Source organism: Vibrio sp. 1727, from assembly GCF_033344415.1.
GTDB classification, from domain to species: domain Bacteria; phylum Pseudomonadota; class Gammaproteobacteria; order Enterobacterales; family Vibrionaceae; genus Vibrio; species Vibrio alginolyticus.
On the sequence record NZ_JAWPOT010000010.1, the window covers coordinates 154,044 to 175,535 of the forward strand.

Here is a 21,492-nt window from a genome sequence, read left to right on the forward strand (position 1 = left end):
TGTTTATGAGTGAAACGGAATACGATTACCCCTCGAGTTACAGCCTAGTTTCCATTACCGATACCTCCAGTTACATCAAATATGCCAGTGAAAACTTTAATGAAGTAGCGGGGTTTGATGAAGGGGAGCTTATTGGTAAACCCCACAATGTTGTGCGTCATCCTGATATGCCAAAACAGGCTTTTAAAGATTTATGGACTCACCTGAAAACTGGCAAACACTGGATGGGAATGGTCAAAAATCGACGTAAAAACGGCGGCTATTATTGGGTTGACGCGTTTGCTTCTCCTATAAAATCTAATGGTGAAGTTGTGGAATACCAATCAGTGAGATTTAAACCTGAGCGTATACACATCCAGCGAGCGGAAAAAGCGTATTCGAAGCTTCGAAATAATCGTAAGCCGTGGAAAATGTATCTTCCTCGTACACGTTTGTGGATGAGATCGGCCTTCTTCCTTTTAATTTCAAACCTTCTTGGCTTACTCATTCTACAAATGAATCAATCACCAGTGATAGCGTTTGGCGTTGTTGCGTTACTTTCCGTTTTCTCTATTTATGTATTAACCAGACCAGTTGAGAAGCTCGCTAAACAGGCTAGGCAAGACTTCAATAATCCACTCATGGAATATATTTATTGCGGAAGAATCAACGATCTGGCTGAGATTGAGCTGGGTATGAAGATGCGTAAGCAATTTGCAAATGCGCTATTGGGGCGCGTTGGCGTGTCTGTAAAAGACTCTTGCGAAGAAACGCGCGCAAGTGCTAACAGTGCTGCGACAAATAGCCAGCAAGTGACGGAGAACTTAAGCGCACAGAAAGTGGAGATTGACTCGGTCGCAACAGCGGTCAACGAGATGCAAGCCTCTTCATCTGAGATATCAAATAATGCTCAAGCGACCGCCGAGGCTACGTTAGAAGCACAAAATACGATGATAGACAGCCGTAGCGTTATCGATAATGTTAACCAATCGGTTTTAGAGTTGGTGGGTGAGCTCGGCGAAATATCTAAAGTGGTCATACGTTTGAACCAACAAACCGAGCAAATTGGAACTGTTGTTGAAGTCATCAATGGTATTGCCGAACAAACTAATTTATTAGCGTTGAACGCTGCTATTGAAGCCGCGAGGGCAGGCGAACAAGGCAGAGGGTTTGCCGTTGTAGCAGATGAAGTGAGAACCTTAGCTAAAAGAACTCAGGAATCGACAACAGAGATTAAATCGGCCATTGAAGGGATTCAAAATGGGAGCAAATCAGCGGTTTCTGCGTTAGAGAAAGGTAACGAAATGTCGACCGGAACGGTAACATTGTTAGGTACTGCTTTGGATAGCATTCAACAATTGGAATCCCTTGTTCAGGACGTCGTCGAACGAAACCAACAAATTGCGGTCGCGATAGAAGAGCAGGTTTATGTAACGGATGAAATAAATGAAAACATCCAGTCGCTTAATTTAAAGTACAGTGAATCGTATGAACTGATGACTGAAACGAATCATATGAACACCAAAGTGCAAAATTGCACCAATGACCTGTCTGAAATGATTAAGAAGTTTGCTTAAACTTTAGAAAATCGAAGTTAAAAGCCCGCTAAACATTAGCGGGCTTTTAACTGGAATATAGTGAAGTGCCGGATTCGTTTACGAGCGAGGATTTCTAAATCTCGTTTTTTAAGAGCTAAAATGACGAAAGCTCGCAATAAATGCGAGCTCTCTAAATAAGTGGCGGAGAGATAGGGATTTGAACCCTAGATACGCTATTAACGTATGCCGGTTTTCAAGACCGGTGCTTTCAACCACTCAGCCATCTCTCCGTTGTGGGCGGTATAATAAGGAGCATAGTCCAACTTGTAAAGTGCTGAATTATAATAGAAGTACTGTTTGCTTGTTTTATGATCACTGATGTGATGTTGGACAGTTTGAAAACGGAGTGAAAAAGGGACAAAAAGTACCAATTTGTAGAGTTTTTACTTTATATTGGCGCGCGTCAATAAAATGGTGTTTTATTGTTATCTTGCTGATATATAAGACATAACATACTTTTAGGGTACATGTGTTCGCCCGAAAGTATTTGCAAGACTTTGTGAACTAATTCAAAATTAACTGGTATAGCCAGTTGTGCTTAGAATTCTTAAGGGTGTTTATGAAGGTCACAAATCTATTTAAAGACAAAGTTGATGCGATTTCTGCTCATCAATCCGAGTTTATGAATTGGATGTCTCCAACGTTACGCGATTATTGGAGTGACTTTTTGGGGAAAGCTCAAAATAGCTTTCTTTTCTCAAAAGTTCGTGATCACCAGCAGCCAGCCGTCAACGAAGAAGTTGCACCTCAACCTGCACCGATCGTAATGGCACCTGAGGCTCAAAAGCTTTATGACGAGTTAAGTGAAAAAATTGGCGAAGTTATTCACACTGGTGATTGGGTTCATGTGTCTCAAGAACGTATTAACCAATTTGGTGCGGTAACGGAAGACATGCAATGGATTCATACTGATCCAGAGCGTGCTTCAACTGAATCTCCATTTAAGACAACTATCGCTCATGGCTTTTTAACATTAGCATTGCTGCCTAAACTGACGGATTCAGTCGATCCAGAAAAGCCAATGTTCCCAACAGCTAAAATGGTAGTTAATTTGGGTTTAAACCAAGTTCGTTTCCCTTACCCTGTCAAAGCAGGCAATAATGTTCGTGCAGTCAGCACGTTAACAAAAGTAACGCCAATCAAAAAAGGTTTGGAGATTGAGCGCGAAATTAAAGTGGAAATTGAAGGTATTCGTCGACCTGGTGCGGTTGTGGTCTCTGTAATTCAACTGCATTTCTAATTCCGAAACCGGAGAGAACACTACATAGGAAAAGAGAGCATCAAGGTGCTCTCTTTTTTATTTTTACTGATTAAAGTTTTTTACTGGCGTATAACCGTAATCTGCAATCGCTTTTTGTCCCTGCTCTGAACGAAGGAAAGCGATAAAACCTTTACCTGCATCGCTAATCTTATCTACTTTGTATAGCACTAGGAATGGTCGCGCCAACTTGTACTTATGATTGCTAATGTTTGTCGACGTTGGGTCAATACCATCTAACTGAATCGCCTTGATCGAGCGATCTACTGACCCTACAGAGATAAAACCAATGGCGCGAGTGTTATGGTTAACAATGGTTTTTACCATGCTGTTGCTGTTTACAACCAAGTTGTTTGGGCTGATATCCGAGACAAGGCGATCATTAACGATTTTGGTCAGTCCCAGCAAGCTTTCGAAGCTGTAACGTGAACCTGAAGACGCTTCTCTAGTAACCACCGCGATAGGCTGATCTGTGCCCCCGACCTCTTTCCAATTCTTAATCTTACCTTTGTAAATATCAAACAGCTGTTGCTGAGAAAGGTTTTCTACAGAGTTGGTACGGTTTACAACAACAGCGAGGCCATCATAAGCGATAGGGTATACATTGAGATCTTCACCTTTTTCGCTTTCAGTCAGATAGCGAGAGCTCATGCCTATTTCGGCTACTCCTTTATTGACCATGGTGATACCAGCACTCGAACCAATGCCCTGAACAGCAACGTAATCGTCTGGGTGTGTTTTGTTGTATTCCTCAGCAAGTACATCCATCACACGAGCAACCGAAGTTGAACCCGAGATGTTGATTTCTTTTGCAATGGTAGGGAGGGAGACTGCTATGGCCAATAACGTCGCCACAGTAAAACGTAACATATTAAACTCCATATACGGGATAAAGCAGAGTTTATGATATTGCGTTCAGGTTACACTTTTGTGAACTGTTAGCGCTAAACAGGGGAATTGTTTCTAGTCAAGAGGTGATGGAGCTAGCGTTTCCAAGTGGATTGAGATGATAATCTGGGCAAATGATAATATAGCTATCTTATACTTGAGTTAGGTAGATAACTACCATCGGTGATGATGTAAAGGCTATATACTAGGATCGACAGCTCTAACTATCATCCATCGGGAGAACGTTGATGTCAGTGTCCCAAATGGCGACAAGTCGTTTATACAAATCAGTTCAATCGCTCTGCTCTGCGCGTAATGCTAACTTGCCTGTCGAACAGGGCAAGTGCCTCTATGAGCTAGTAGAAAATGGCGTTGAGCTTCATCGGGCGCATTTTCTCCTCGACTCCCAGCATAGCGAGTATACTTCTCCCGTCGCGAAGATCATGTTTGATGAGGACAACCAACTTTGGTATTTCTATGTTCCCACATATCACAACGAGCTGTTAAGGTGGGTGCCTTATAAGCCACTTCCATTTAGCCGAATGCTTGAGGACTTACTCAACGAGTTGGAGCGCGATCCTCAAGCGTGTTTTTGGGAATAGGGCGAGCCCAACGGATGCGAATGCCGACATGATTTATACTTTAGGCCTAACAACTTGGTTTCTAAAGTCTTTGGGGGTCATGTTGTAAACGGATTTAAATGCTGTACTGAAATGCGCTGCACTTTTAAAACCAGACTCAAACGCTATTTCTGTTATTGATTTTTCTGACTTGCGCAGTTGGGTTGCTGCGAAGTTTATCCGTTTCACCTTTAATATCTGAGAAAACGAAAGATCATCTGCGGCGAGGCGACGTTTTAAGGTTGCGATGGACATGCTCATATGAGCCGCTAAGCCTTCTAGCGTGATGTCTTTTTCAATATTACCCTCAATGTACTTAATGGCTTTTTGAGAGTCGCTCAGGCTACTTGCATCATCTATGATAGATAGGATGTTTGGCTCTACCTCAACCATCAACGACAGCAATGCCATTGCGATATGGCTTTGTGTGTAGTCTGGAGCATTGCGACTCGCTAACTTAACCAACATGTCCTTCAATTGTGCTACTTCGCTACTGGATTGCGTTGAAAAAGGATAGAAGCGCCTTTCTTCCGTTTTGGAACGTAGCATCGGGTGTGCTTTCTTAAAGTCACAGAATATATTTGGATTGAAGACTAAAGCCAGTGCTTTAAAGCCTCCGTCACTAGAGACGGCTTCTGCATTGCTCAGATCTGCGGAGTTATAGAGTGTGAAATCTCCGGCTTTAAGTTCAAATTGCTCACCATTAGGTTGATGAACTAATAGGGCACCTTCTTCAACAATATATAACCCATTATGTGTTGCAGTGTAACGCTCACTTTTGCGCGCAGTGAAGTGATTAAAGCGAATGATCTCAATGTTCGGCATACTCGTTCTTATCGTTTTACATAACAAATAAAAAAGGCGCTCAATAGAGCGCCTTTTAACTTCATTCGGTATTATTCACTTACAGTCTGTTCTGTTTGTGCTGCTGGTTGTTCAGCGAATACCTGGGTTGGCTTTGCAACTAAACTGCGGTTTTCTTGGTTTACGTCCGTAAGGACAATTTCCAATGTATCCCCAAGTTTGTATACGACCTCTTTATCGATAGAGATGGTACCGTTGTCGCCATTGCACTCAATTCTTTCTTTATTATCAAGAATTAGTGCACCAGGAATAAAGGCTGCTGCGCCATTTTCGAGAAGTCGGACACGTGCGCCTGCACGATTAATATCGAAAATCTCACCTGTGAAACAAGTTTTCTTGCTCGACTCATCAGCAAGCGTGCGTGCATATAGCCAATCTGAGACATTTCGCTCAGCGATTTTATGATGTTTACGATGTAGAGCTAGCTCTTCGCCTACTTGATCATCTGGTTTTTGTACGGGTTCTTTACCAAGGATGACGGCCTTCAACATACGGTGGTTGATCATATCACCGTATTTACGAATTGGTGATGTCCAAGTTGCATAGATGTCTAAACCCATTGCGTAATGAGGCAGAGGCTGATTACCCACTTCACTGTATGCTTGGAACTTACGAATACGGTTATCTAGATAAGACGTTTCTTGAGCTGCCAACCAGCGGCGCAACGCAGCAAAGCCTTCTAGTGTAGCAATAGACTCCGCTGTGAACTCCAACTGGCCTTCTGGATTGACAAGTTGAACCACTTCTTCAATCTTCTCGTTCTTGATACCTGCATGCGTATTGAAGACACCTGTTTCAAATTTATCGCGTAATGTACGACCTGCACAGATGTTTGCGGTAATCATGGATTCTTCAACAAGACGGTTTGCACTGCGGCGCATGTCTGCGTGGATAGCAATTACATCGTTATCTTCACTGAGCTCAAAACGGTAGTCAGGACGATCAGGGAAGACCACTGCGTTTTTCTCACGCCATTCAGCGCGAGCAAGAGAGAACTCATAAAGATCACGAACGATGGTCGCGATCTCTTCAGATGGCTGCCATGCTTCAGAGCTGCCGTTTTCTAACCAATCAGACACGTGATCGTATGCTAGGCGTGCATGTGATTTGATGTTTGCCGCGAAGAATTTAATATCGTCGCCAATCACACCATCTTTACTTACCATTACGGTACAGCAAATAGCAGGGCGGGTTTCACCTTCAATCAGAGAACATAGGTTGTCCGCTAAATCGCGAGGTAGCATCGGGATGTTGCGGCCTGGAAGATAAATAGTATAGCCACGCTCACGCGCTACTTTATCCATTTCATCTTCAGGTGTGATGTAGGCGGTTGGGTCCGCAATAGCGATGGTGAGTTCGAAATCGCCAGATACGGTTTTCTTCGCGTACAGCGCATCGTCCATATCTTTAGTCGATTCACCGTCGATAGTGACGAATGGAACATGAGTCATGTCTACGCGTTCTAGCTCCGCGTCGTCTTTCAGTTCCCAGTTATCGATGCCTGCTGGCTCAGAGTTTGGTAGATCGTTTTGAGCAAGCGTTACCCACCAAGGCGCAATTTTATCATTCGCGTCAGTGATTTTTTCAGAAATTTCTACGAAGAAAGAATTATCGCCTTTTAGAGGGTGGCGAATAAGATGTGCGACAACCCAATCACCTTCGGCGAACTCGTCAGGTTTTAGACCTTTCTTTAGTTTCGCTTTAAGAGATAGCTTTTTAAGCTGTGGGTGATCAGGTGCTACGTTGAGCTTGCCTTTGAACATTTTTACTCGACCAATAAAGCGAGTCACGGCTTGTTCCAGCAGCTCTTGTGGCTCTGCAACTTCGCGTTCATTTTCGGTGCGGATAATGGCGATGACTTTGTCACCGTGCATGCACTTTTTCATGTACGCAGGCGGGATGAAGAAGCTCGTCTTACTGTCCACTTCCAAAAAGCCAAAGCCTTTATCTGTGGCTTTTATTGAGCCTTCTTTTTTAGGCAGGTTTTCTTGGATTTGCTGCTTAAGCTGAGCGAGTAGTGGGTTATCTTGAAACATCTTTTCTTAAATTACCTATGGAGTTGGGCACACTATAATCATTGCGAGCTATTATTACTACCTGTGGAGCGTAATTTCGCCGTGAATTTTGCCAATTTAACCACGAGAAATTGGCTTAAATATTGATGAAATTCTCATCTGTGAGTTACGCGAATCTACGGGGAATGGTAGGGTTGGTGGAAAAATATGCTAAAAATACCATTGTTGAGAATAAATTGTGATGTAATTCAATTTTTTCTGGATTTTTTTATGCTTTTAAGGAATAATCCGCCTCCCTTAGTCGTCCCTAATGGCTTATCGCGGTTGTGTACTGTGCTGTGTTCCCGTCTGAATGGAATCAGTATCTGGATGGATCAGTATCGAATTGGAAGAGCATATGGGACTGTTTTTTTGTTTAATTAAGTAGGATCCCAATGCAAGATTCTGTTATTCAATTCAGTGATTTATCTCTGAATGATTCTATCCTTTCTGCTCTAGACGGAATGGGTTTCGTGTCACCAACTCCAATTCAGGCTGCGGCAATCCCACACCTATTGGAAGGTGCTGACGCGCTGGGTAAAGCTCAAACAGGTACAGGTAAAACAGCAGCGTTCTCTCTGCCTCTTCTCAACAAACTCGATCTAAACCAACGCAAACCGCAAGCGATTGTACTTGCTCCGACTCGTGAGCTGGCAATTCAGGTTGCAGCGGAAATGAAAAACCTTGGTAAAAACATCAAAGGTTTGAAAGTTCTAGAGATTTACGGTGGCGCATCTATTGTCGACCAAATGCGTGCTCTTAAAAGTGGCGCTCATGTAGTTGTTGGTACTCCAGGCCGTGTTCAAGATCTTATCAATCGCGAACGTCTACACCTAGACGAAGTTAGTACTTTCGTTCTTGATGAAGCAGACGAAATGCTAAACATGGGTTTCGTAGATGATGTAACTGCGATCATGGAGCACGCTCCAGAGTCAGCACAACGCGTTCTGTTTTCTGCAACTATGCCTCCAATGCTGAAGAAGATCGTTGAACGTTTCCTTCGTGACCCTGTAACGGTTGACGTTGCTGGTAAAAACCACACTGTAGACAAAGTTCAACAACAGTTCTGGGTAGTGAAAGGTGTAGAGAAAGATGAAGCGATGTCTCGTCTTCTTGAAACTGAAGAAACTGACGCGTCAATCGTATTCGTACGTACTCGTCAAGATACTGAGCGTCTGGCTGACTGGCTATCTGCACGTGGCTTCAAAGCAGCTGCACTGCACGGTGACATTCCTCAGTCTCTACGTGAACGTACTGTTGATCACATCAAACAAGGTGTTATTGACATCCTAGTTGCAACTGATGTTGTAGCTCGTGGTCTTGACGTTCCACGTATTACGCACGTATTTAACTACGACATCCCATTTGATGTTGAGTCATACATCCACCGTATCGGTCGTACTGGCCGTGCTGGACGTAAGGGTAAAGCGATCCTTCTAGTTCGCACTAACCAAATTCGTATGCTTCGCACTATCGAGCGTGTAACTAAGTCATCTATGGAAGAAATCCAACTTCCTCTACGTGACCAAGTTGCTGAAGCTCGTCTAGCTAAGCTAGGCGCTGAGCTTGAAGCAGAGAAAGAGCACAAAGCACTAGACAAATTTGCTGAGCTGGTAGAGAAACTACAAACTTCTCTAGACATCGACCCAGCAACACTTGCTGCTATGCTTCTTAAGCGTCAGCAAGGCAAACGTCCTCTGTTCTACATTGGCGAAGACCCAATGGTTGAAGCAATTGAGCGTGACAAGCAACGTCGTAAAGAGCGCCGTGAAGGTGGTCGCGATGGCGGTCGTAACTTCAACAACCAAGACTGGGATACTTACCAGCTTCAAGTTGGTCGTGAGCAAGGCGTTCAAGTTAAAGACATCGTTGGCGCTCTAGCAAACGAACTAGGTCTAGGTAAAGGTTCTATCGGTGCGATCAAACTAGCTCAAGGTCACACATTCGTACAGCTACCTAAAGCAATGACTTCAGATGCGGCGAACAAGCTAAGCAAACTACGTATCCGTCAACAAGATGTTGGTGCTGTAGTATGTGACTTCGATGATTTCCGCGAGTCTCGTGGTGGTCGCCGTGACGGTGGTCGTCGCGATGGTGGTCGTCGTGATGGCGGTGGTTACCGTGGCAACCGCGAAGGCGGCAATCGTGGTGGTGATCGTCGTGAAGGCGGTCGTCGCGAAGGTGGCTTCCGCGGTAACCGTGACGGCAACCGCGATGGCAATCGCGAAGGTGGCGAACGTCGTTTCGATCGCAACCGTGGTGGTGATCACCGTGGTGCACATCGTGGTGAACGTGGTCACGGTCGTGGCCGTCGTACAGACGCATAATCACGAGTGATTAAAGCGACGGTTTAAGTTGCTACAAAAAGAATTGAAAGCCGAGCAAAGTGCTCGGCTTTTTTATGCGCGTCTAATACGGTTTTGCTTTTCATCGTGTTTGTTTACCCAACTTATTACTTCGTCTAAGGGCAGGGCAGGGCAGAACAAGTAACCCTGAATGATGTCACAGCCTCGACTTATCAAAAAATGCAGTGTGTCCATGTCTTGAACGCCTTCTGCTACGACCTAATACCCTAATCCATGTGCTAGCGCAATCGTGTTCTCAACGATAGAGCGTGAGCCTTCAGTGCGGCTTGCTGTGAAAGAAATTAACCAGCTTACCTTGAAACGTATTATCAATCTTTCGACGTTTTTGAGGTTATCTCATAATTTGAATCAGTCATTGGCCTTCAGGTTGTGTCATGTCTTCGATAGACTCAAAGCAGTATTTACGATTAGGGAGCCCAGTAAGAGCGTCATGGACGGCATTGCGCTTCTCTCTTTCAGCAACAGTATGAAGCTCTAATATCGAATCGTTGCTCCACTTAATCACCAGCACGACAAAGATACTGCCGCCAAAAAGTATAAGAGAAACCCCCGTTTCTAAGAGAGAAGCAATAGGTTTTTGCATGATGGCGTGCAAAAAAACGGCATAAGCAAAAATGAAGCAGCTGATTAACAATAATAGGAAAGTCCACCCGGTTACGTCAGTTTTCGAGCAGATGTTTTTTGTCATCTGCCATCCCCAGCAGAGCAAAATCAAACCTAAGATTACTAATAGAAATGCAATAGTGGGCACATTATTACCCCGATTTATTGATTGGTTTGTTATTTTTGTTCACCCAATAAACAACGTAGCTTATATATCTGACTTTGTACAAATTGACCTATTCATAAATTATGTTTAACAAGTGATATTTTTTAGCCTTCAAATAAAATCAAAACTTGCTACAGATCAACAAAATTTGTTCAATCAAATCGCTTTTACTAAAAGATTGTTGAAAGATTAAAAAATTATTGAATAATAGAGGGGCAAACAAGAAGTACGCAGCGCACAAGCGCTATTACAACCTCTGCTCTACAACAGGATAACTATTTCATGTCTAATTCGTTTGTACTGGTGATCAACTCTGGTAGCTCTTCATTAAAATTTGCTGTTATTGATTCTGAAACCGGTGAAGCTTTGGTATCAGGTATTGGTGAGTGTTTTGGCCTACCTGAAGCTGAAATCAGTTGGAAATATCAGGGAGAAAAAACCGTTGAAGCAATTCCGGCTGGCGGTAACCATCATCAGTACGCTGTTGAGCGAGTGGTAAAACTACTCGAAACTCTAGGTTTGAGCTCAAAATTTGTCGCTGTAGGCCATCGCATTGTCGCAGGCGGTGAAACCTTTAAAGGAACTGTGAAAGTTGATGAAACAGTTATTCAAGAAGTAGAGCGCCTTGCTGAACTTGCACCACTTCATAACAAAGCGAACGCTGAAGGCATGAGAGCGGCAATGGCGGCGTTCCCTTCACTGCCTCAATTTGCTGTATTTGACACTGCTTTCCACCAAACAATGCCAGCCAAAGCCTTTATGTACGCACTTCCTTACGAGCTTTACGAAGAGCATAAAGTGCGTCGTTACGGTGCTCACGGCACAAGCCACTATTACGTAAGCCGTGAAGCAGCGAAAATGCTAGATAAGCCGGTTGAAGAAAGCAGCTTTATCACTGTGCACTTAGGTAACGGTGCATCAGTGAGTGCGGTTAAAAATGGCGAATGTGTTGATACAAGTATGGGTTTGACGCCGTTAGCTGGCCTAATGATGGGCACTCGCTGTGGTGACCTAGACCCAAGTGTTATCGAGTTCCTTTTCCGTAAAGGCTGGGAAAAAGACGAAGTGTTCGAGATGATGAACAAGAAGTCAGGTTTCTTAGGTGTATCTGGTGTGACAAGTGATGCTCGTGGTGTACTAGAAGCAATGGAAGCGGGGAATTCACGTGCGAAGTTGGCATTTGAGATCTTCACTTACCGCGTTGCGAAATACATTACTTCCTACCTAGCGGCTCTGGAATCGTTAGACGGCATCATCTTCACTGGTGGTATTGGTGAAAACTCACTACCAATTCGTCGTGAAATCTTGAAAAACCTAAAACTGTTAGGTTTTGTTGAAGATGAGAAAGGTAACGAAGATGCAAGATTTGGTAACGCAGGTGTTATTGCAACATCTGAGTTGTTAGGTGCCAAAGCTCTTGTTATTCCTACTAACGAGGAATTTGTGATAGCTAAACAATCGGTTGAGCTATTGTAATATATAACGAAAACAGAAAGTTAAAAGCGAGCCTCGTGCTCGCTTTTTTATTTAAAGCAATTTGGTAATTACTCTTTGAGTTTCAGAGCTTCGCGCTTTTCGATTAAAAAATCCATCAAGACGCGGATTTTTTTCGGCATATGCTCTCGTGAAGGTATATATAAATAAAACCCAGGAAACTCTTTGCACCAAGGTGTCAGAACTCGGGTCAATCTTCCCTCATTTATGTGCTTTTCCACCCATAAATCAATATGCTTCACTAAACCCACACCCTGTATTGCAGCTTGTAACATACTATAGTCATCATTAAAAATAGCATTGCCTTTAGGCTCGAAAACTAGGGTGCGCTTTGCAACATCTGGAGAGGTTAGGGACCAATGATCAATTGTTCCGCTAGAGGTAAAACGATAAGCAAGGCAATTGTGACCTTCTAAATCCTCAGGAGTTTGAGGTAGTCCATTTTGCCTAAAGTATTCAGGAGAGCCCACTATTGCCGTTGTTAACGGCGGAGTAATAGGGACCGCAACCATATGTTCATCTAAGCTTAACCCTAAGCGAATGCCAGCGTCAACGCCTTCTGCGACGATGTTAGAAAACCCATCATCCATGATTAGCTCTAGGCGTATTTTAGGATAACGAGAGAGGAACTCACCTAGATAGGGCTCAATAAGCAGCCGAGCAGCGGTTCTTGATACACTGATACGGATTAATCCCGAAGGCTCAAGATGAGAGTCGTTCAATTCGTTAACGACCTGCTCAATGTTCATCAATGAAGGTTGCAAAATATCAAGCAGACGTTGGCCTTCTTGAGTCAACGACATACTTCTAGTGGTTCTATTGATTAACCGAACTTGTAGCTGTTGCTCTAACGCTTTCAGGTGTTGTGATAAGGCAGCACGGGTTATCCCCATTTCTAAGGCTGCTTTAGTGAAACTGCGATGGCGAGCAATATGTGCAAACCACGTCAGTGATGAAATTAAAGAAGGTTCTATTCTCATTTGTTAAGTATAACTAAACAGTCATGTAGATAAAACGATATTTATCCGAAACAGTGTGTTGACTAATATTACCTCGAAGCTCAGGTCAGCCTGAGATGAACAGTTAACCTCTAATGGAGAATGTCGCTATGTCTAAAGTCACTTTCAAAAATCTCAATGGTCAAGGTATTGAGATTTCAGCGGTTATCAACTTCCCTACAGATTTTGATGCAAGTAAACAATATGCGGTGGTTGTTGTTTCACACCCAGGTGGTGGCGTAAAAGAGCAAACCGCAGGCCTATACGCGAGTAAACTTGCAAAAAGCGGCATAATTGCCATTGCGTTTGACCGTTCGTATCAAGGTGAAAGTACAGGTGAGCCTCGCCAAATGGAAAACCCTTACACGAGTACTGAAGACGTGAGCGCAGTCGTCGACTATCTGACAACGTTAGAGTACGTCGATAACGATAAAATTGGCGCAATGGGGATTTGTGCTGGTGCGGGCTATAGTGCAAATGCAGCGATCAATGATCGTCGAATCAAAGCACTGGGTATGGTTAGTGCCGTAAACATTGGCCAAATGTTCCGTAATGGTTGGGATAATTCGGTTAACGATGCTGACGCTGTTGGTTACTTAGAATTTGGTTCGAATGCTCGCACAACCGACACGAATGGTACAGAATTCGCGACTATTCCTCTAGCTCCGATGCGTGAAGAAGATGCCTCAAATGCAGAACTACGCGAAGCTTGGGAGTATTACCACACACCACGTTGTGAACATCCAAATGCGCCGGGTTTTGCTCTAACTCGTAACTTAAATCAGATCATTACTTACGATGCGTACCACAAAGCGGAAGCATTCCTAACTCAGCCAATTCTTGCTGTCGTTGGTAGTGACGCAGGCAGCAAATGGATGAGTGATGACCTGATAGAACGTGCTGCGAGTTCAGATAAAACCTTGTATGCCATTGATGGTGCAAACCATATGTCGCTTTATGATGTTGCCGAATACGTCGATGACGCAGTATCCCAACTCACATCTTTCTTCCAACGCACTCTTTAATATTCCCGATGAAAGGCTCAATTGCTTCGAGCCTTTCTGCTCTCAAGGCTTTTTACTCTTAAGGTATTGATTATGAATATGCAAAAAATCACTTTTAGAAATGCTGATATGTCTTGGGATATGTCTGCATTAATTTTATTCCCAGAAGGCTTCAATGAATCGAAACGCTACCCAACAATGATAAGTGTTCATCCTTTTGGTAGTTGTAAAGAACAAACATCCAGCGCTGTCTATGGTAAAGCCCTTGCTGAGTTAGGTTACGTCGTGATCGCATTTGACGCGAGCTTCCAAGGAGAATCGGGAGGATTGCCTCGCTACGTAGAAGACCCAAGTCAACGTGTTGAAGATATCAGTCGCGTTATCGACTATGCAGTAACTTTACCATATGTCGATGAGAATAGAATTGGTGGACTCGGTATCTGCGGCGGTGGTGGTTACATGATCAATTCAGCCCTAACCGAAAAGCGCTTGAAAGCTGTCGTAGGTATTACGCCTGTTAACTTAGGCCGCTTGTTCCGTGAAGGCTTTAGTATGTACGACCCTATCGCCAATCTTGAAGCTATGGCTGCACAGAGAACAGCCGAAGCTCGCGGCTCAGAGCTGAAAATCGATGAACTTCTTCCTCCAAATATTGAATTTGCAAAAGAAAATGGATTAACAGAACGAGACGTGTTCGAAGCTACTGAATACTACAAAACATCACGTGGACAAACCGAAGGTGGTGCAACTCGTATGCTGTTTTCACATGCACAGAAAACACTGAGCTGGGATGCCTTTGCATTTGCCGAAACGTTATTGACTCAGCCTGTTATGGCCGTGGTAGGGCAAAAAGTCGGGGCGTTTGGTGCTTATCGTGATGGGCAGGAAATTTATGGCCGCTCTGTTCAATCAAAAGACCGACAGCTGGTTAATTTGGAAAATTGGTCTCACTATGAACTGTATGACCATCCAGAAGCAGTCGGCATTGCAATGGACAAGGTTTCTGCATTCCTTGAAACACACTTAAAATAATCTAATAAGTTAGAAGCGTTTTGTAGAGTTGCAAAGCGCTTATTTTTAACAGCGTAAGATGTAGTTCGAAGCGAGTAGGTCGGTAAATCTTCGTGCGAATAACCTCATCTACAGGCTATTGACTAAATACCACTGCCAAATACTGTTTAAGACAATGTACACTGAAACCTAATTAAAGGCGTTAGATAGGAATGAAGTTTAATTTATGCGCAAATCAGATAAGAAGGTCGAGAATCTAATTAGAGAAGTGTTGACCGAAGTTTGTGAAGATACGCTAAAAGGCTACGATGGCTTTCTTTGGGTGACTCATACCGTCAAATTCTCTTCTTTTCCACAAAGCTTAGAAATAGTCTGCGTCTTCGAAACGAAGCAAGATCGAGCTAACTTTTTTGAAGGAGAGGGCCGCCAGCATGTTTCCACAACTATTCAAAAGGCCTTTAATAAGGTAGGAGTGCAACTAAAGAACGTCAGTAAGCAAATCAGTTACGATACAAAACAAAAGCATTAGCCGCGCAGCAATGGTCCGTAATAAAATGGTGCTTGGCTACCTTGCTATAAAAATGCAAAGGGCACTGGATGGGCAATGAAGCTTCGGCTCACTTAGATATACATCGGTGTAACTACGAGTTATGGATTGTGAATACGGTTGGTTTTCTAATGTTGCCTTAAGAGACAATGATTAGTCGTTTACAATGAGTAAAGTACAAACTTCTGCATGGTGGATATCCGCAGAAAATTATTGAAAAGAAAGGCTCTAGCTGGAGCGGTCTATCATTTTCTTTGGGTTACCTCGACTATGAATAGCTTAATTGCTATGTTTCGCAAAATATATGGAGAATCTCCTGCGCGTTATTTTTCTAGATGCCGTGCAGAATAATGTGTTGACCGGCTGAGGGAAAAATGAAAACCAAAATAATAATGTCTTTTCTACTCGCTACATTGTGTGTCAGTGCCAGCGCCAGTACGAATGAGCCGAAATACCATTCTGCGCTAACAATCAAAACGGGATTCAGTGAAGACAGAGATAAGCCAGTAGAAGTCTATTATTGGTATCCCACAACGAACGAAAAAAACAATTTCACGTTTGGTAGGGGGAACATTTTTAAATCAGTCGAAACGCAGTTAGATGCCCCTTTAGCAAGTGGAAAATTTCCCGTTGTGCTTTTGTCGCAGGGCGGAACACGGTCAGCGTTTTCCCACAGTGGTTGGATAGCCTCGAGCCTAGCGCAACAAGGTTATGTCGTTGTGGTACCAAAGCCTCCTGCACCGAACGAAATCAATGCAGAAATGGCTGTTGATGAAATCACATTCAGAACCAGTGATTTGGTGCTTGGGCTGAACGAATTAAGTTCGGTCGGGATACTGTCCGGAGGCGTAGATACTGATGCAGTGCAGGGGGTCGGCTTTTTTCTGGGCGGCACATCTATGCTGATGCTCTCCGGAGCGCAAATAAGCCCGGAGAAATATCGAACATCGTGTCACAACGCCACCAATGTAGACTGTCATTGGTTACGTGAAAATAACGTTGATATTACCAGCATCCCGGATAAAAAAATCCCCCGATTTCAGTCTGAAAACAAACTGAAATCGGTCGTCGTTATCAACCCTGAGCTAACGAAAACTTTTGTCCCTGAAACTCTGGCCTTGATGAACAATGCTATCACCGTGGTGGCGCTTTCTGATCGGCTACATCCCGCACTGACACCAGCCGAATCACTTGTTGATCTTCCCAATGTGACGTTTCAAGAGATTCCTAGTGTGAGTCAGTTTAGTGCGTTCGCAGAATGTACTGAGCGTGGCATTAAAATTCTCGCATCAGAAGGGGAGGAAGCACTTTGCCAGGAGCATGACGAGGTTTCTAGAAAGGACAATCACCAGAAAATTTTGGATGTAATTCTGACTAGCCTAACAAAGCCACAAGAATAGCAACAATGTGACACTTTCTTACACATTGTCTGTTCGAGTAAGCAAAGCGAGGAGTAAGTTTTGTGCAGGCTTATCCCTCCACCATACTGCAAGACGTACTAGTGACCGTATTATTTGCCTTAATTAAGTACTTGTCCCAGCATTTTAAAGCTTAGAAGAACACACAAAATACCAACGATTTTCTTAAGAACTTTATTTGGGAAATACGCTGCACAACGCACGCCGAGGCTAGTAGTTAAGTAGCTACTAATGGAGAAGCTGATCATTGCAGGAAGGTATATGTATCCTAAGACTAAGGCGTTCCAATCTGTATTTTCCCATCCGTTTAACATGTAACCGAGGCTTCCTGACAGCGCGATAGGGAAACCTATCGCAGCAGAGGTACCAATAGCACGTTTTACCTCAAAATTTTGCTGGACAAGATAGGGGATGATCAACCCCGCACCGCTTATAGAGACAAGTGCTGATACAGAGCCAATCACCGAGCCTACAGTGATATTACCGATAGCCCCATGTGGGTTAGGGTTGTACTCATTTTCAGTGTTGAGGAACATCTTATAAGCAACATACAACATGAATACGCTGAAAAAGCCTGCCAGATAGACGCCTCGTAGATACGATGCTACGAATGTGGCGCAAAATGTTCCGACTAGAACTCCGCTCAACATTTTTACTACCATTGTCGAGTCTACATTCTCTTTTTTGTAGTGAGCGCGCATGCTGCCCAATGTTGTAACAATCATCGAAGCCATTGATGTCCCCAACGCAAGATGCACTACTTCCGTATCAGCTATTCCCTGTAGTGAAAATAGAAACGCAAAAATAGGGACGGCCATTCCACCACCACCCACACCAACGAGTCCTGCGAGAAAGCCAATGCCCAAGCCTGCCGTAATGTAATAGATAATAAAGATAGGTTCGTTCATGATGGTTCTGCCTTCGATAAAATGGTCGTTGCTAAAATGTTACTCGAACGCTAACTTGCTATGGTAACGTTAAGAGGACAGAAAATAATGAATAATGGCCAAAATGGAATTGAGTAAATAAAGTGACAAACTCTGATTACAGCGAATGGAAAAATGGCGCCGCACTGATCGTTAAGGAGTGGCAGCATGAAAGGAGCGACTTCAACCATTTGGATCAACGGCCACATAATTGGCACAGTCATCATCGAGGCCAGTTACTGTGTATAGATGAAGGGCTAATTCAGGTCAAAACCGATGAAGGAACGTGGATACTACCACCTCACCGAGCTGGTTGGATCCCCCCGGGTGCGATGCACAGTGTTTATTTTTGTGGTTCTCTGAAAGGTCGTTCATTACTGTTTACTCCAGAGAGTTGTGAGCGGTTTCCAATGAGACCTTGTGTTATCCAAATGAGCGATGTGTTGAAAGCCCTATCGGTTAGAGCATCGATATGGAGCAAAACAGACGATCTATCCATACAGTCTTTACGTATTCTTGCCGTAATATCCGATGAAATCGTCAATAGCCCTCATGAGTCACTCCACATCCCGCTGCCCAGAGATCCGAGACTGCAAAAAGTTACTCAAGCAATTTTAATAGACCCAAACAGCAAACATTCTGTGGAGCATTGGGCCAATATTGGGGCAGTCTCATCTCGGACGTTAAGACGATTGATTCGAAGTGAGTTAAACATGAGTTTTAATGAATGGCGGCAACAAGTACTGCTAATACATTCATTAGAAATGATAGCTCGAGGGGAATCTGTAGGAGCGGTTGCACATGCTTTGGGTTATTCGACGCCCAGCAACTTTATCGCGATGTTTCGTCGGGTCTATGGCGATTCACCTACGCGTTACTTTTCTAATCGCGGAATATAATTTCCGTGCTCGCATGCTCATGATGTTCCCCTAATTATCTTTAATCAAAAAAGGTAAATATTGAAAAGATTAACTGTTATGTTATAACATTTCCTTGTTTGGGGCTCTACAATTTGTTGTTTGAAGAATTGATCTCACAACCAGTAGTCTCCTATTGAGAGAGAGTAAACGTTGATTTCTTCACAAGCGCTGTCTGACTTGACTCTACATGGGGTGGGACTGTGTCAATATGTCCGTGAACTAGAGCGAAATCGTAACGATTACTAGGTCTCATAGCCCTAGAAAATCAACGTTATTAAAACCTTTACCTGACCTTTTTAACGCTTGGGAGGAAGATATATGAGCATTGATGTAGTTGAGAACCCGCTTCGTGTCCAAACAACATCATCGTTGGCGATATCGACATCAGCGAACATACTTAGCGACATCTACAAACCAGAGCACAATATTGCCATATGGCAGCGAACGCTCTCGAAAGAGTTGACGAAGGACATTAATCTGATGCTGGCTCTGGAGCCTAGATTGGCACTGGTACAAAGTGTCACGCCAGATGATGCTGCACAATGGGTACGAAGCAAGTTAGAGGGCTATGCGTGTGCTGATGCGCTGAGTGAAGATGTTGCTTTAATCGTCGATATGTTCTGCTGTTTGTTTGAGGTTAAAGAAGCAGGTTTGAGACTAACTCGCCTAGACAGCCCGATGTGCCCGAAATTTCACTTTGATCGTGTGCCTTGCAGACTTGTCATAACTTATACCGGCCGAGCGACCGAATGGTTAACCAACGATACCATTGATCGCACTAAACTCGGTGCCGGTAGTCTTGGTCAACCTGATCACCTATCGGGCTTATACGACTCTGAAAGTGCCATACGACGAATGCAGCCTGGCGATGTTGCCCTGCTCAAAGGAAGTGGTTGGGAAGGCAATGAAGCCACTGGACTTATACATCGCTCTCCACATGTTGCAGACAATGAACGTCGCTTACTACTCACATTGGATTTCATCTAGAGATATGAGAAAGCTCAAAACGGTAGATGACGTCATGAAGCAGGTAGAGAAAATCTGCCTGCTGCGAGGTAAACAACTCACTACTAAACGGAAATTGATACTGACTTCACTGCTATATGCGGAGAAGCCGCTTTCTGCCTACGAACTAGTTGACTACTGCAATCACAACTTTTCTCAAAACATTCAAGCGATGTCGGTTTATCGAATACTCGATTTCCTTGAAGCAGAGCACTTTGTCCATAAGCTCAATACATCTAGTAAATACGTCGTTTGTTCTCAAATCGCGTGCGATCAGGAGCATGGCGTTCCACAGTTTTTGATTTGCTCTCAGTGTGGAAAGGTTAGTGAAATAGCGGTTGAAGCCAATGTTATTTCTAGCGTATGTGCGAAAGCCATACAAGAAGGCTTCACCGTTCTTAGCCCACAATTTGAGATTTCCTGTGTTTGCGATGAATGCGCAAACCGCCCCCTATGAGGCAGACACACGATCTCCCCTTATAGCTTCACAAGGTGACCGAGTATTGGCCACATTTATAAATTATCTAAAAGAATGAATTATGTCAGCAACATTGATTAAAAACGCTCGGGTGGTCAACGAAGGAGCCATTACCGAAACAGATTTACGTATTGTTGATCAAAGAATTGACAAGATTGCTACTAATATATCCGTACAACACGGAGATATTGTAATTGATGCTAAAGGGGCTTATTTACTGCCAGGCATGATTGACGATCAAGTGCATTTCCGAGAACCTGGGTTGACACATAAAGGCACAATTGCAAGCGAGTCGCGGGCAGCGGTAGCCGGCGGTATTACAAGCTACATGGAAATGCCCAATGTTAGTCCGGCTACAACGACTATTGACTCGTTAGAGCGCAAGTTCGCTCTCGCTAAAGAAAGCTCGTTTGCGAATTATTCTTTCTACCTCGGTGCAACCGAAGACAATCTTGAACAGATTAAACAACTTAACCCCAAACAACATTGTGGTGTGAAAGTATTTATGGGGGCATCAACAGGAAATTTGTTAGTCGAATATCCGCAAGCGTTAGAGTCAATTTTTCGTGACTCTCCAGTACTCATTGTTACTCATTGTGAAAGTGGGACTGTTATTAAACAAAACCAGCAAAAGCAAAGGCTTAAGAAGCCAGGTTTCACTATCGAAGACCATCCCATTTTGCGTGACGAAGAGGCCTGTTACGCTTCATCTTCTTATGCGGTAGAACTTGCCAAAAAGTATCACAGCCAACTGCATGTGCTGCACATCACAACGGCGAAGGAGCTAGCACTTTTTGACGAGGGAGACATTCGAGACAAATCAATCACCGCGGAGGCTTGTGTTCACCATCTTTGGTTCAGCAACAAAGATTATGGCGCTCTTGGTAACTTGATCAAATGTAATCCTTCAATCAAGTTTCCTAGTGACCGCGATGCGTTGTTAAAAGCGTTAAATACGGGGCAAATAGATATCATTGCAACAGACCACGCTCCTCACACTTGGCAAGAAAAACAAGTGCCTTACGAGCAGGCTCCAGCCGGACTGCCGTTAGTTCAGCATGCGTTACTTACTCTCTTCGAGCATGTCCGTTTAGGTCATATGAGTTTGACTCAAGTAGTCGAAAAAACTGCGCACAACCCGGCCATTCGCTATGGCATTCAAGGCCGAGGTTTTATCCGTGAAGGTTACTACGCCGATTTGGTGTTGGTTGATGCTCATGTCGAGTAGACGACACTTGTTACCAAGTGCCGTCCCTCTAAGAACCCAGCGTGCAACTTTCACCGCACTAGGCTCA

Annotated in this window: 18 protein-coding genes, 1 tRNA gene and 2 pseudogenes; 13 read left to right on the forward strand and 8 right to left on the reverse strand. The window is 43.8% G+C overall.

The window, feature by feature from the left end:
* Window positions 1–5: 5 nt before the first annotated feature.
* Window positions 6–1,556 carry a PAS domain-containing methyl-accepting chemotaxis protein gene (locus tag R8O10_RS11730; RefSeq protein WP_033907145.1) on the forward strand — a complete coding sequence of 517 codons (1,551 nt, stop codon included), beginning with the start codon at window positions 6–8 and terminating at the stop codon, window positions 1,554–1,556.
* A gap of 160 nt (window positions 1,557–1,716) precedes the next feature.
* Here the strand turns inward: R8O10_RS11730 and R8O10_RS11735 are convergent.
* Window positions 1,717–1,807: transfer RNA gene (locus R8O10_RS11735), tRNA-Ser, on the reverse strand.
* Between the two features lie 329 nt (window positions 1,808–2,136).
* Between R8O10_RS11735 and R8O10_RS11740 the strand changes: the two genes are divergently transcribed.
* Window positions 2,137–2,817 carry a MaoC family dehydratase gene (locus R8O10_RS11740; protein WP_005386198.1) on the forward strand — a complete coding sequence of 227 codons (681 nt, stop codon included), beginning with the start codon at window positions 2,137–2,139 and terminating at the stop codon, window positions 2,815–2,817.
* A gap of 63 nt (window positions 2,818–2,880) precedes the next feature.
* Here R8O10_RS11740 and R8O10_RS11745 read toward each other — a convergent pair whose 3' ends face one another.
* A complete protein-coding gene (locus R8O10_RS11745; RefSeq protein ID WP_158155297.1) occupies window positions 2,881–3,705 on the reverse strand; it encodes a phosphate ABC transporter substrate-binding protein in 825 nt (274 codons plus the stop codon).
* 266 nt (window positions 3,706–3,971) lie between these two features.
* On the opposite strand from R8O10_RS11745, the gene R8O10_RS11750 reads away from it, so the two are divergent.
* Window positions 3,972–4,325: a DUF3024 domain-containing protein gene (locus R8O10_RS11750; protein WP_017635751.1), complete on the forward strand. Its 354-nt coding sequence runs from the start codon at window positions 3,972–3,974 to the stop codon at window positions 4,323–4,325.
* 33 nt (window positions 4,326–4,358) lie between these two features.
* Here R8O10_RS11750 and R8O10_RS11755 read toward each other — a convergent pair whose 3' ends face one another.
* On the reverse strand, window positions 4,359–5,168 hold the full coding sequence (locus R8O10_RS11755; protein WP_053303736.1) for an AraC family transcriptional regulator: 810 nt from the start codon (window positions 5,166–5,168) through the stop codon (window positions 4,359–4,361).
* A gap of 71 nt (window positions 5,169–5,239) precedes the next feature.
* Window positions 5,240–7,243, reverse strand: a complete 2,004-nt coding sequence (gene rnb / locus R8O10_RS11760; RefSeq protein ID WP_318191428.1) for an exoribonuclease II — start codon at window positions 7,241–7,243, stop codon at window positions 5,240–5,242.
* A 413-nt stretch (window positions 7,244–7,656) separates the two neighbouring features.
* Here rnb and R8O10_RS11765 point away from each other — a divergent pair, with 413 nt between their 5' ends.
* The gene (locus R8O10_RS11765) at window positions 7,657–9,588 is read left to right on the forward strand and encodes a DEAD/DEAH box helicase (RefSeq protein ID WP_005375680.1); all 1,932 of its coding nucleotides are present in this window, start codon (window positions 7,657–7,659) and stop codon (window positions 9,586–9,588) included.
* A gap of 72 nt (window positions 9,589–9,660) precedes the next feature.
* Here R8O10_RS11765 and R8O10_RS27940 read toward each other — a convergent pair whose 3' ends face one another.
* Window positions 9,661–9,801: a hypothetical protein gene (locus R8O10_RS27940; protein ID WP_412035165.1), complete on the reverse strand. Its 141-nt coding sequence runs from the start codon at window positions 9,799–9,801 to the stop codon at window positions 9,661–9,663.
* Between the two features lie 193 nt (window positions 9,802–9,994).
* Window positions 9,995–10,315: pseudogene (locus R8O10_RS27945) on the reverse strand (GGDEF domain-containing protein); the annotation flags it as partial.
* A 363-nt stretch (window positions 10,316–10,678) separates the two neighbouring features.
* Between R8O10_RS27945 and R8O10_RS11775 the strand changes: the two are divergent.
* On the forward strand, window positions 10,679–11,872 hold the full coding sequence (locus tag R8O10_RS11775; RefSeq protein WP_213891233.1) for an acetate/propionate family kinase: 1,194 nt from the start codon (window positions 10,679–10,681) through the stop codon (window positions 11,870–11,872).
* A gap of 68 nt (window positions 11,873–11,940) precedes the next feature.
* On the opposite strand, the gene R8O10_RS11780 is transcribed toward R8O10_RS11775, so the two are convergent.
* Window positions 11,941–12,870, reverse strand: a complete 930-nt coding sequence (locus tag R8O10_RS11780; RefSeq protein WP_115386707.1) for a LysR family transcriptional regulator — start codon at window positions 12,868–12,870, stop codon at window positions 11,941–11,943.
* Window positions 12,871–12,998: 128 nt separating this feature from the next.
* On the opposite strand from R8O10_RS11780, the gene R8O10_RS11785 reads away from it, so the two are divergent.
* The 4 genes from R8O10_RS11785 (at window position 12,999) to R8O10_RS11800 (ending at window position 16,850) form a co-directional block, all read left to right on the forward strand.
* Window positions 12,999–13,913: an alpha/beta hydrolase gene (locus tag R8O10_RS11785; RefSeq protein ID WP_318191429.1), complete on the forward strand. Its 915-nt coding sequence runs from the start codon at window positions 12,999–13,001 to the stop codon at window positions 13,911–13,913.
* Between the two features lie 72 nt (window positions 13,914–13,985).
* Window positions 13,986–14,924, forward strand: coding sequence for an alpha/beta hydrolase (locus R8O10_RS11790; protein WP_017635745.1), 939 nt, complete (start codon window positions 13,986–13,988; stop codon window positions 14,922–14,924).
* A gap of 205 nt (window positions 14,925–15,129) precedes the next feature.
* The gene (locus R8O10_RS11795) at window positions 15,130–15,432 is read left to right on the forward strand and encodes a hypothetical protein (protein ID WP_005375707.1); all 303 of its coding nucleotides are present in this window, start codon (window positions 15,130–15,132) and stop codon (window positions 15,430–15,432) included.
* Window positions 15,433–15,824: 392 nt separating this feature from the next.
* Window positions 15,825–16,850: a hypothetical protein gene (locus tag R8O10_RS11800; RefSeq protein WP_318191430.1), complete on the forward strand. Its 1,026-nt coding sequence runs from the start codon at window positions 15,825–15,827 to the stop codon at window positions 16,848–16,850.
* 119 nt (window positions 16,851–16,969) lie between these two features.
* Here R8O10_RS11800 and R8O10_RS11805 read toward each other — a convergent pair whose 3' ends face one another.
* Window positions 16,970–17,776 carry a sulfite exporter TauE/SafE family protein gene (locus R8O10_RS11805; RefSeq protein WP_318191431.1) on the reverse strand — a complete coding sequence of 269 codons (807 nt, stop codon included), beginning with the start codon at window positions 17,774–17,776 and terminating at the stop codon, window positions 16,970–16,972.
* 122 nt (window positions 17,777–17,898) lie between these two features.
* Here R8O10_RS11805 and R8O10_RS11810 point away from each other — a divergent pair, with 122 nt between their 5' ends.
* From R8O10_RS11810 to R8O10_RS11825, 4 genes and pseudogenes are all read left to right on the forward strand, one after another.
* The gene (locus R8O10_RS11810) at window positions 17,899–18,693 is read left to right on the forward strand and encodes an AraC family transcriptional regulator (RefSeq protein ID WP_005375710.1); all 795 of its coding nucleotides are present in this window, start codon (window positions 17,899–17,901) and stop codon (window positions 18,691–18,693) included.
* 339 nt (window positions 18,694–19,032) lie between these two features.
* Window positions 19,033–19,701 (forward strand): DUF1826 domain-containing protein, encoded by a 669-nt coding sequence (locus tag R8O10_RS11815; protein ID WP_054576794.1) that lies wholly within the window; start codon window positions 19,033–19,035, stop codon window positions 19,699–19,701.
* Window positions 19,702–19,705: 4 nt separating this feature from the next.
* A complete protein-coding gene (locus R8O10_RS11820) occupies window positions 19,706–20,176 on the forward strand; it encodes a Fur family transcriptional regulator (RefSeq protein WP_017821073.1) in 471 nt (156 codons plus the stop codon).
* An 82-nt stretch (window positions 20,177–20,258) separates the two neighbouring features.
* Window positions 20,259–21,410 (forward strand): annotated as a pseudogene (locus R8O10_RS11825) (dihydroorotase); the annotation flags it as partial.
* Window positions 21,411–21,492 lie beyond the last annotated feature (82 nt).

Coding starts and splice junctions, on each gene's coding strand:
- R8O10_RS11730 (WP_033907145.1), top strand. CDS start 6: ATGAGTGAAACGGAATACGATTACCCCTCGAGTTACAGCCTAGTTTCC.
- R8O10_RS11740 (WP_005386198.1), top strand. CDS start 2,137: ATGAAGGTCACAAATCTATTTAAAGACAAAGTTGATGCGATTTCTGCT.
- R8O10_RS11745 (WP_158155297.1), bottom strand. CDS start 3,705: ATGTTACGTTTTACTGTGGCGACGTTATTGGCCATAGCAGTCTCCCTC.
- R8O10_RS11750 (WP_017635751.1), top strand. CDS start 3,972: ATGTCAGTGTCCCAAATGGCGACAAGTCGTTTATACAAATCAGTTCAA.
- R8O10_RS11755 (WP_053303736.1), bottom strand. CDS start 5,168: ATGCCGAACATTGAGATCATTCGCTTTAATCACTTCACTGCGCGCAAA.
- rnb (WP_318191428.1), bottom strand. CDS start 7,243: ATGTTTCAAGATAACCCACTACTCGCTCAGCTTAAGCAGCAAATCCAA.
- R8O10_RS11765 (WP_005375680.1), top strand. CDS start 7,657: ATGCAAGATTCTGTTATTCAATTCAGTGATTTATCTCTGAATGATTCT.
- R8O10_RS27940 (WP_412035165.1), bottom strand. CDS start 9,801: ATGGACACACTGCATTTTTTGATAAGTCGAGGCTGTGACATCATTCAG.
- R8O10_RS11775 (WP_213891233.1), top strand. CDS start 10,679: ATGTCTAATTCGTTTGTACTGGTGATCAACTCTGGTAGCTCTTCATTA.
- R8O10_RS11780 (WP_115386707.1), bottom strand. CDS start 12,870: ATGAGAATAGAACCTTCTTTAATTTCATCACTGACGTGGTTTGCACAT.
- R8O10_RS11785 (WP_318191429.1), top strand. CDS start 12,999: ATGTCTAAAGTCACTTTCAAAAATCTCAATGGTCAAGGTATTGAGATT.
- R8O10_RS11790 (WP_017635745.1), top strand. CDS start 13,986: ATGAATATGCAAAAAATCACTTTTAGAAATGCTGATATGTCTTGGGAT.
- R8O10_RS11795 (WP_005375707.1), top strand. CDS start 15,130: ATGCGCAAATCAGATAAGAAGGTCGAGAATCTAATTAGAGAAGTGTTG.
- R8O10_RS11800 (WP_318191430.1), top strand. CDS start 15,825: ATGAAAACCAAAATAATAATGTCTTTTCTACTCGCTACATTGTGTGTC.
- R8O10_RS11805 (WP_318191431.1), bottom strand. CDS start 17,776: ATGAACGAACCTATCTTTATTATCTATTACATTACGGCAGGCTTGGGC.
- R8O10_RS11815 (WP_054576794.1), top strand. CDS start 19,033: ATGAGCATTGATGTAGTTGAGAACCCGCTTCGTGTCCAAACAACATCA.
- R8O10_RS11820 (WP_017821073.1), top strand. CDS start 19,706: ATGAGAAAGCTCAAAACGGTAGATGACGTCATGAAGCAGGTAGAGAAA.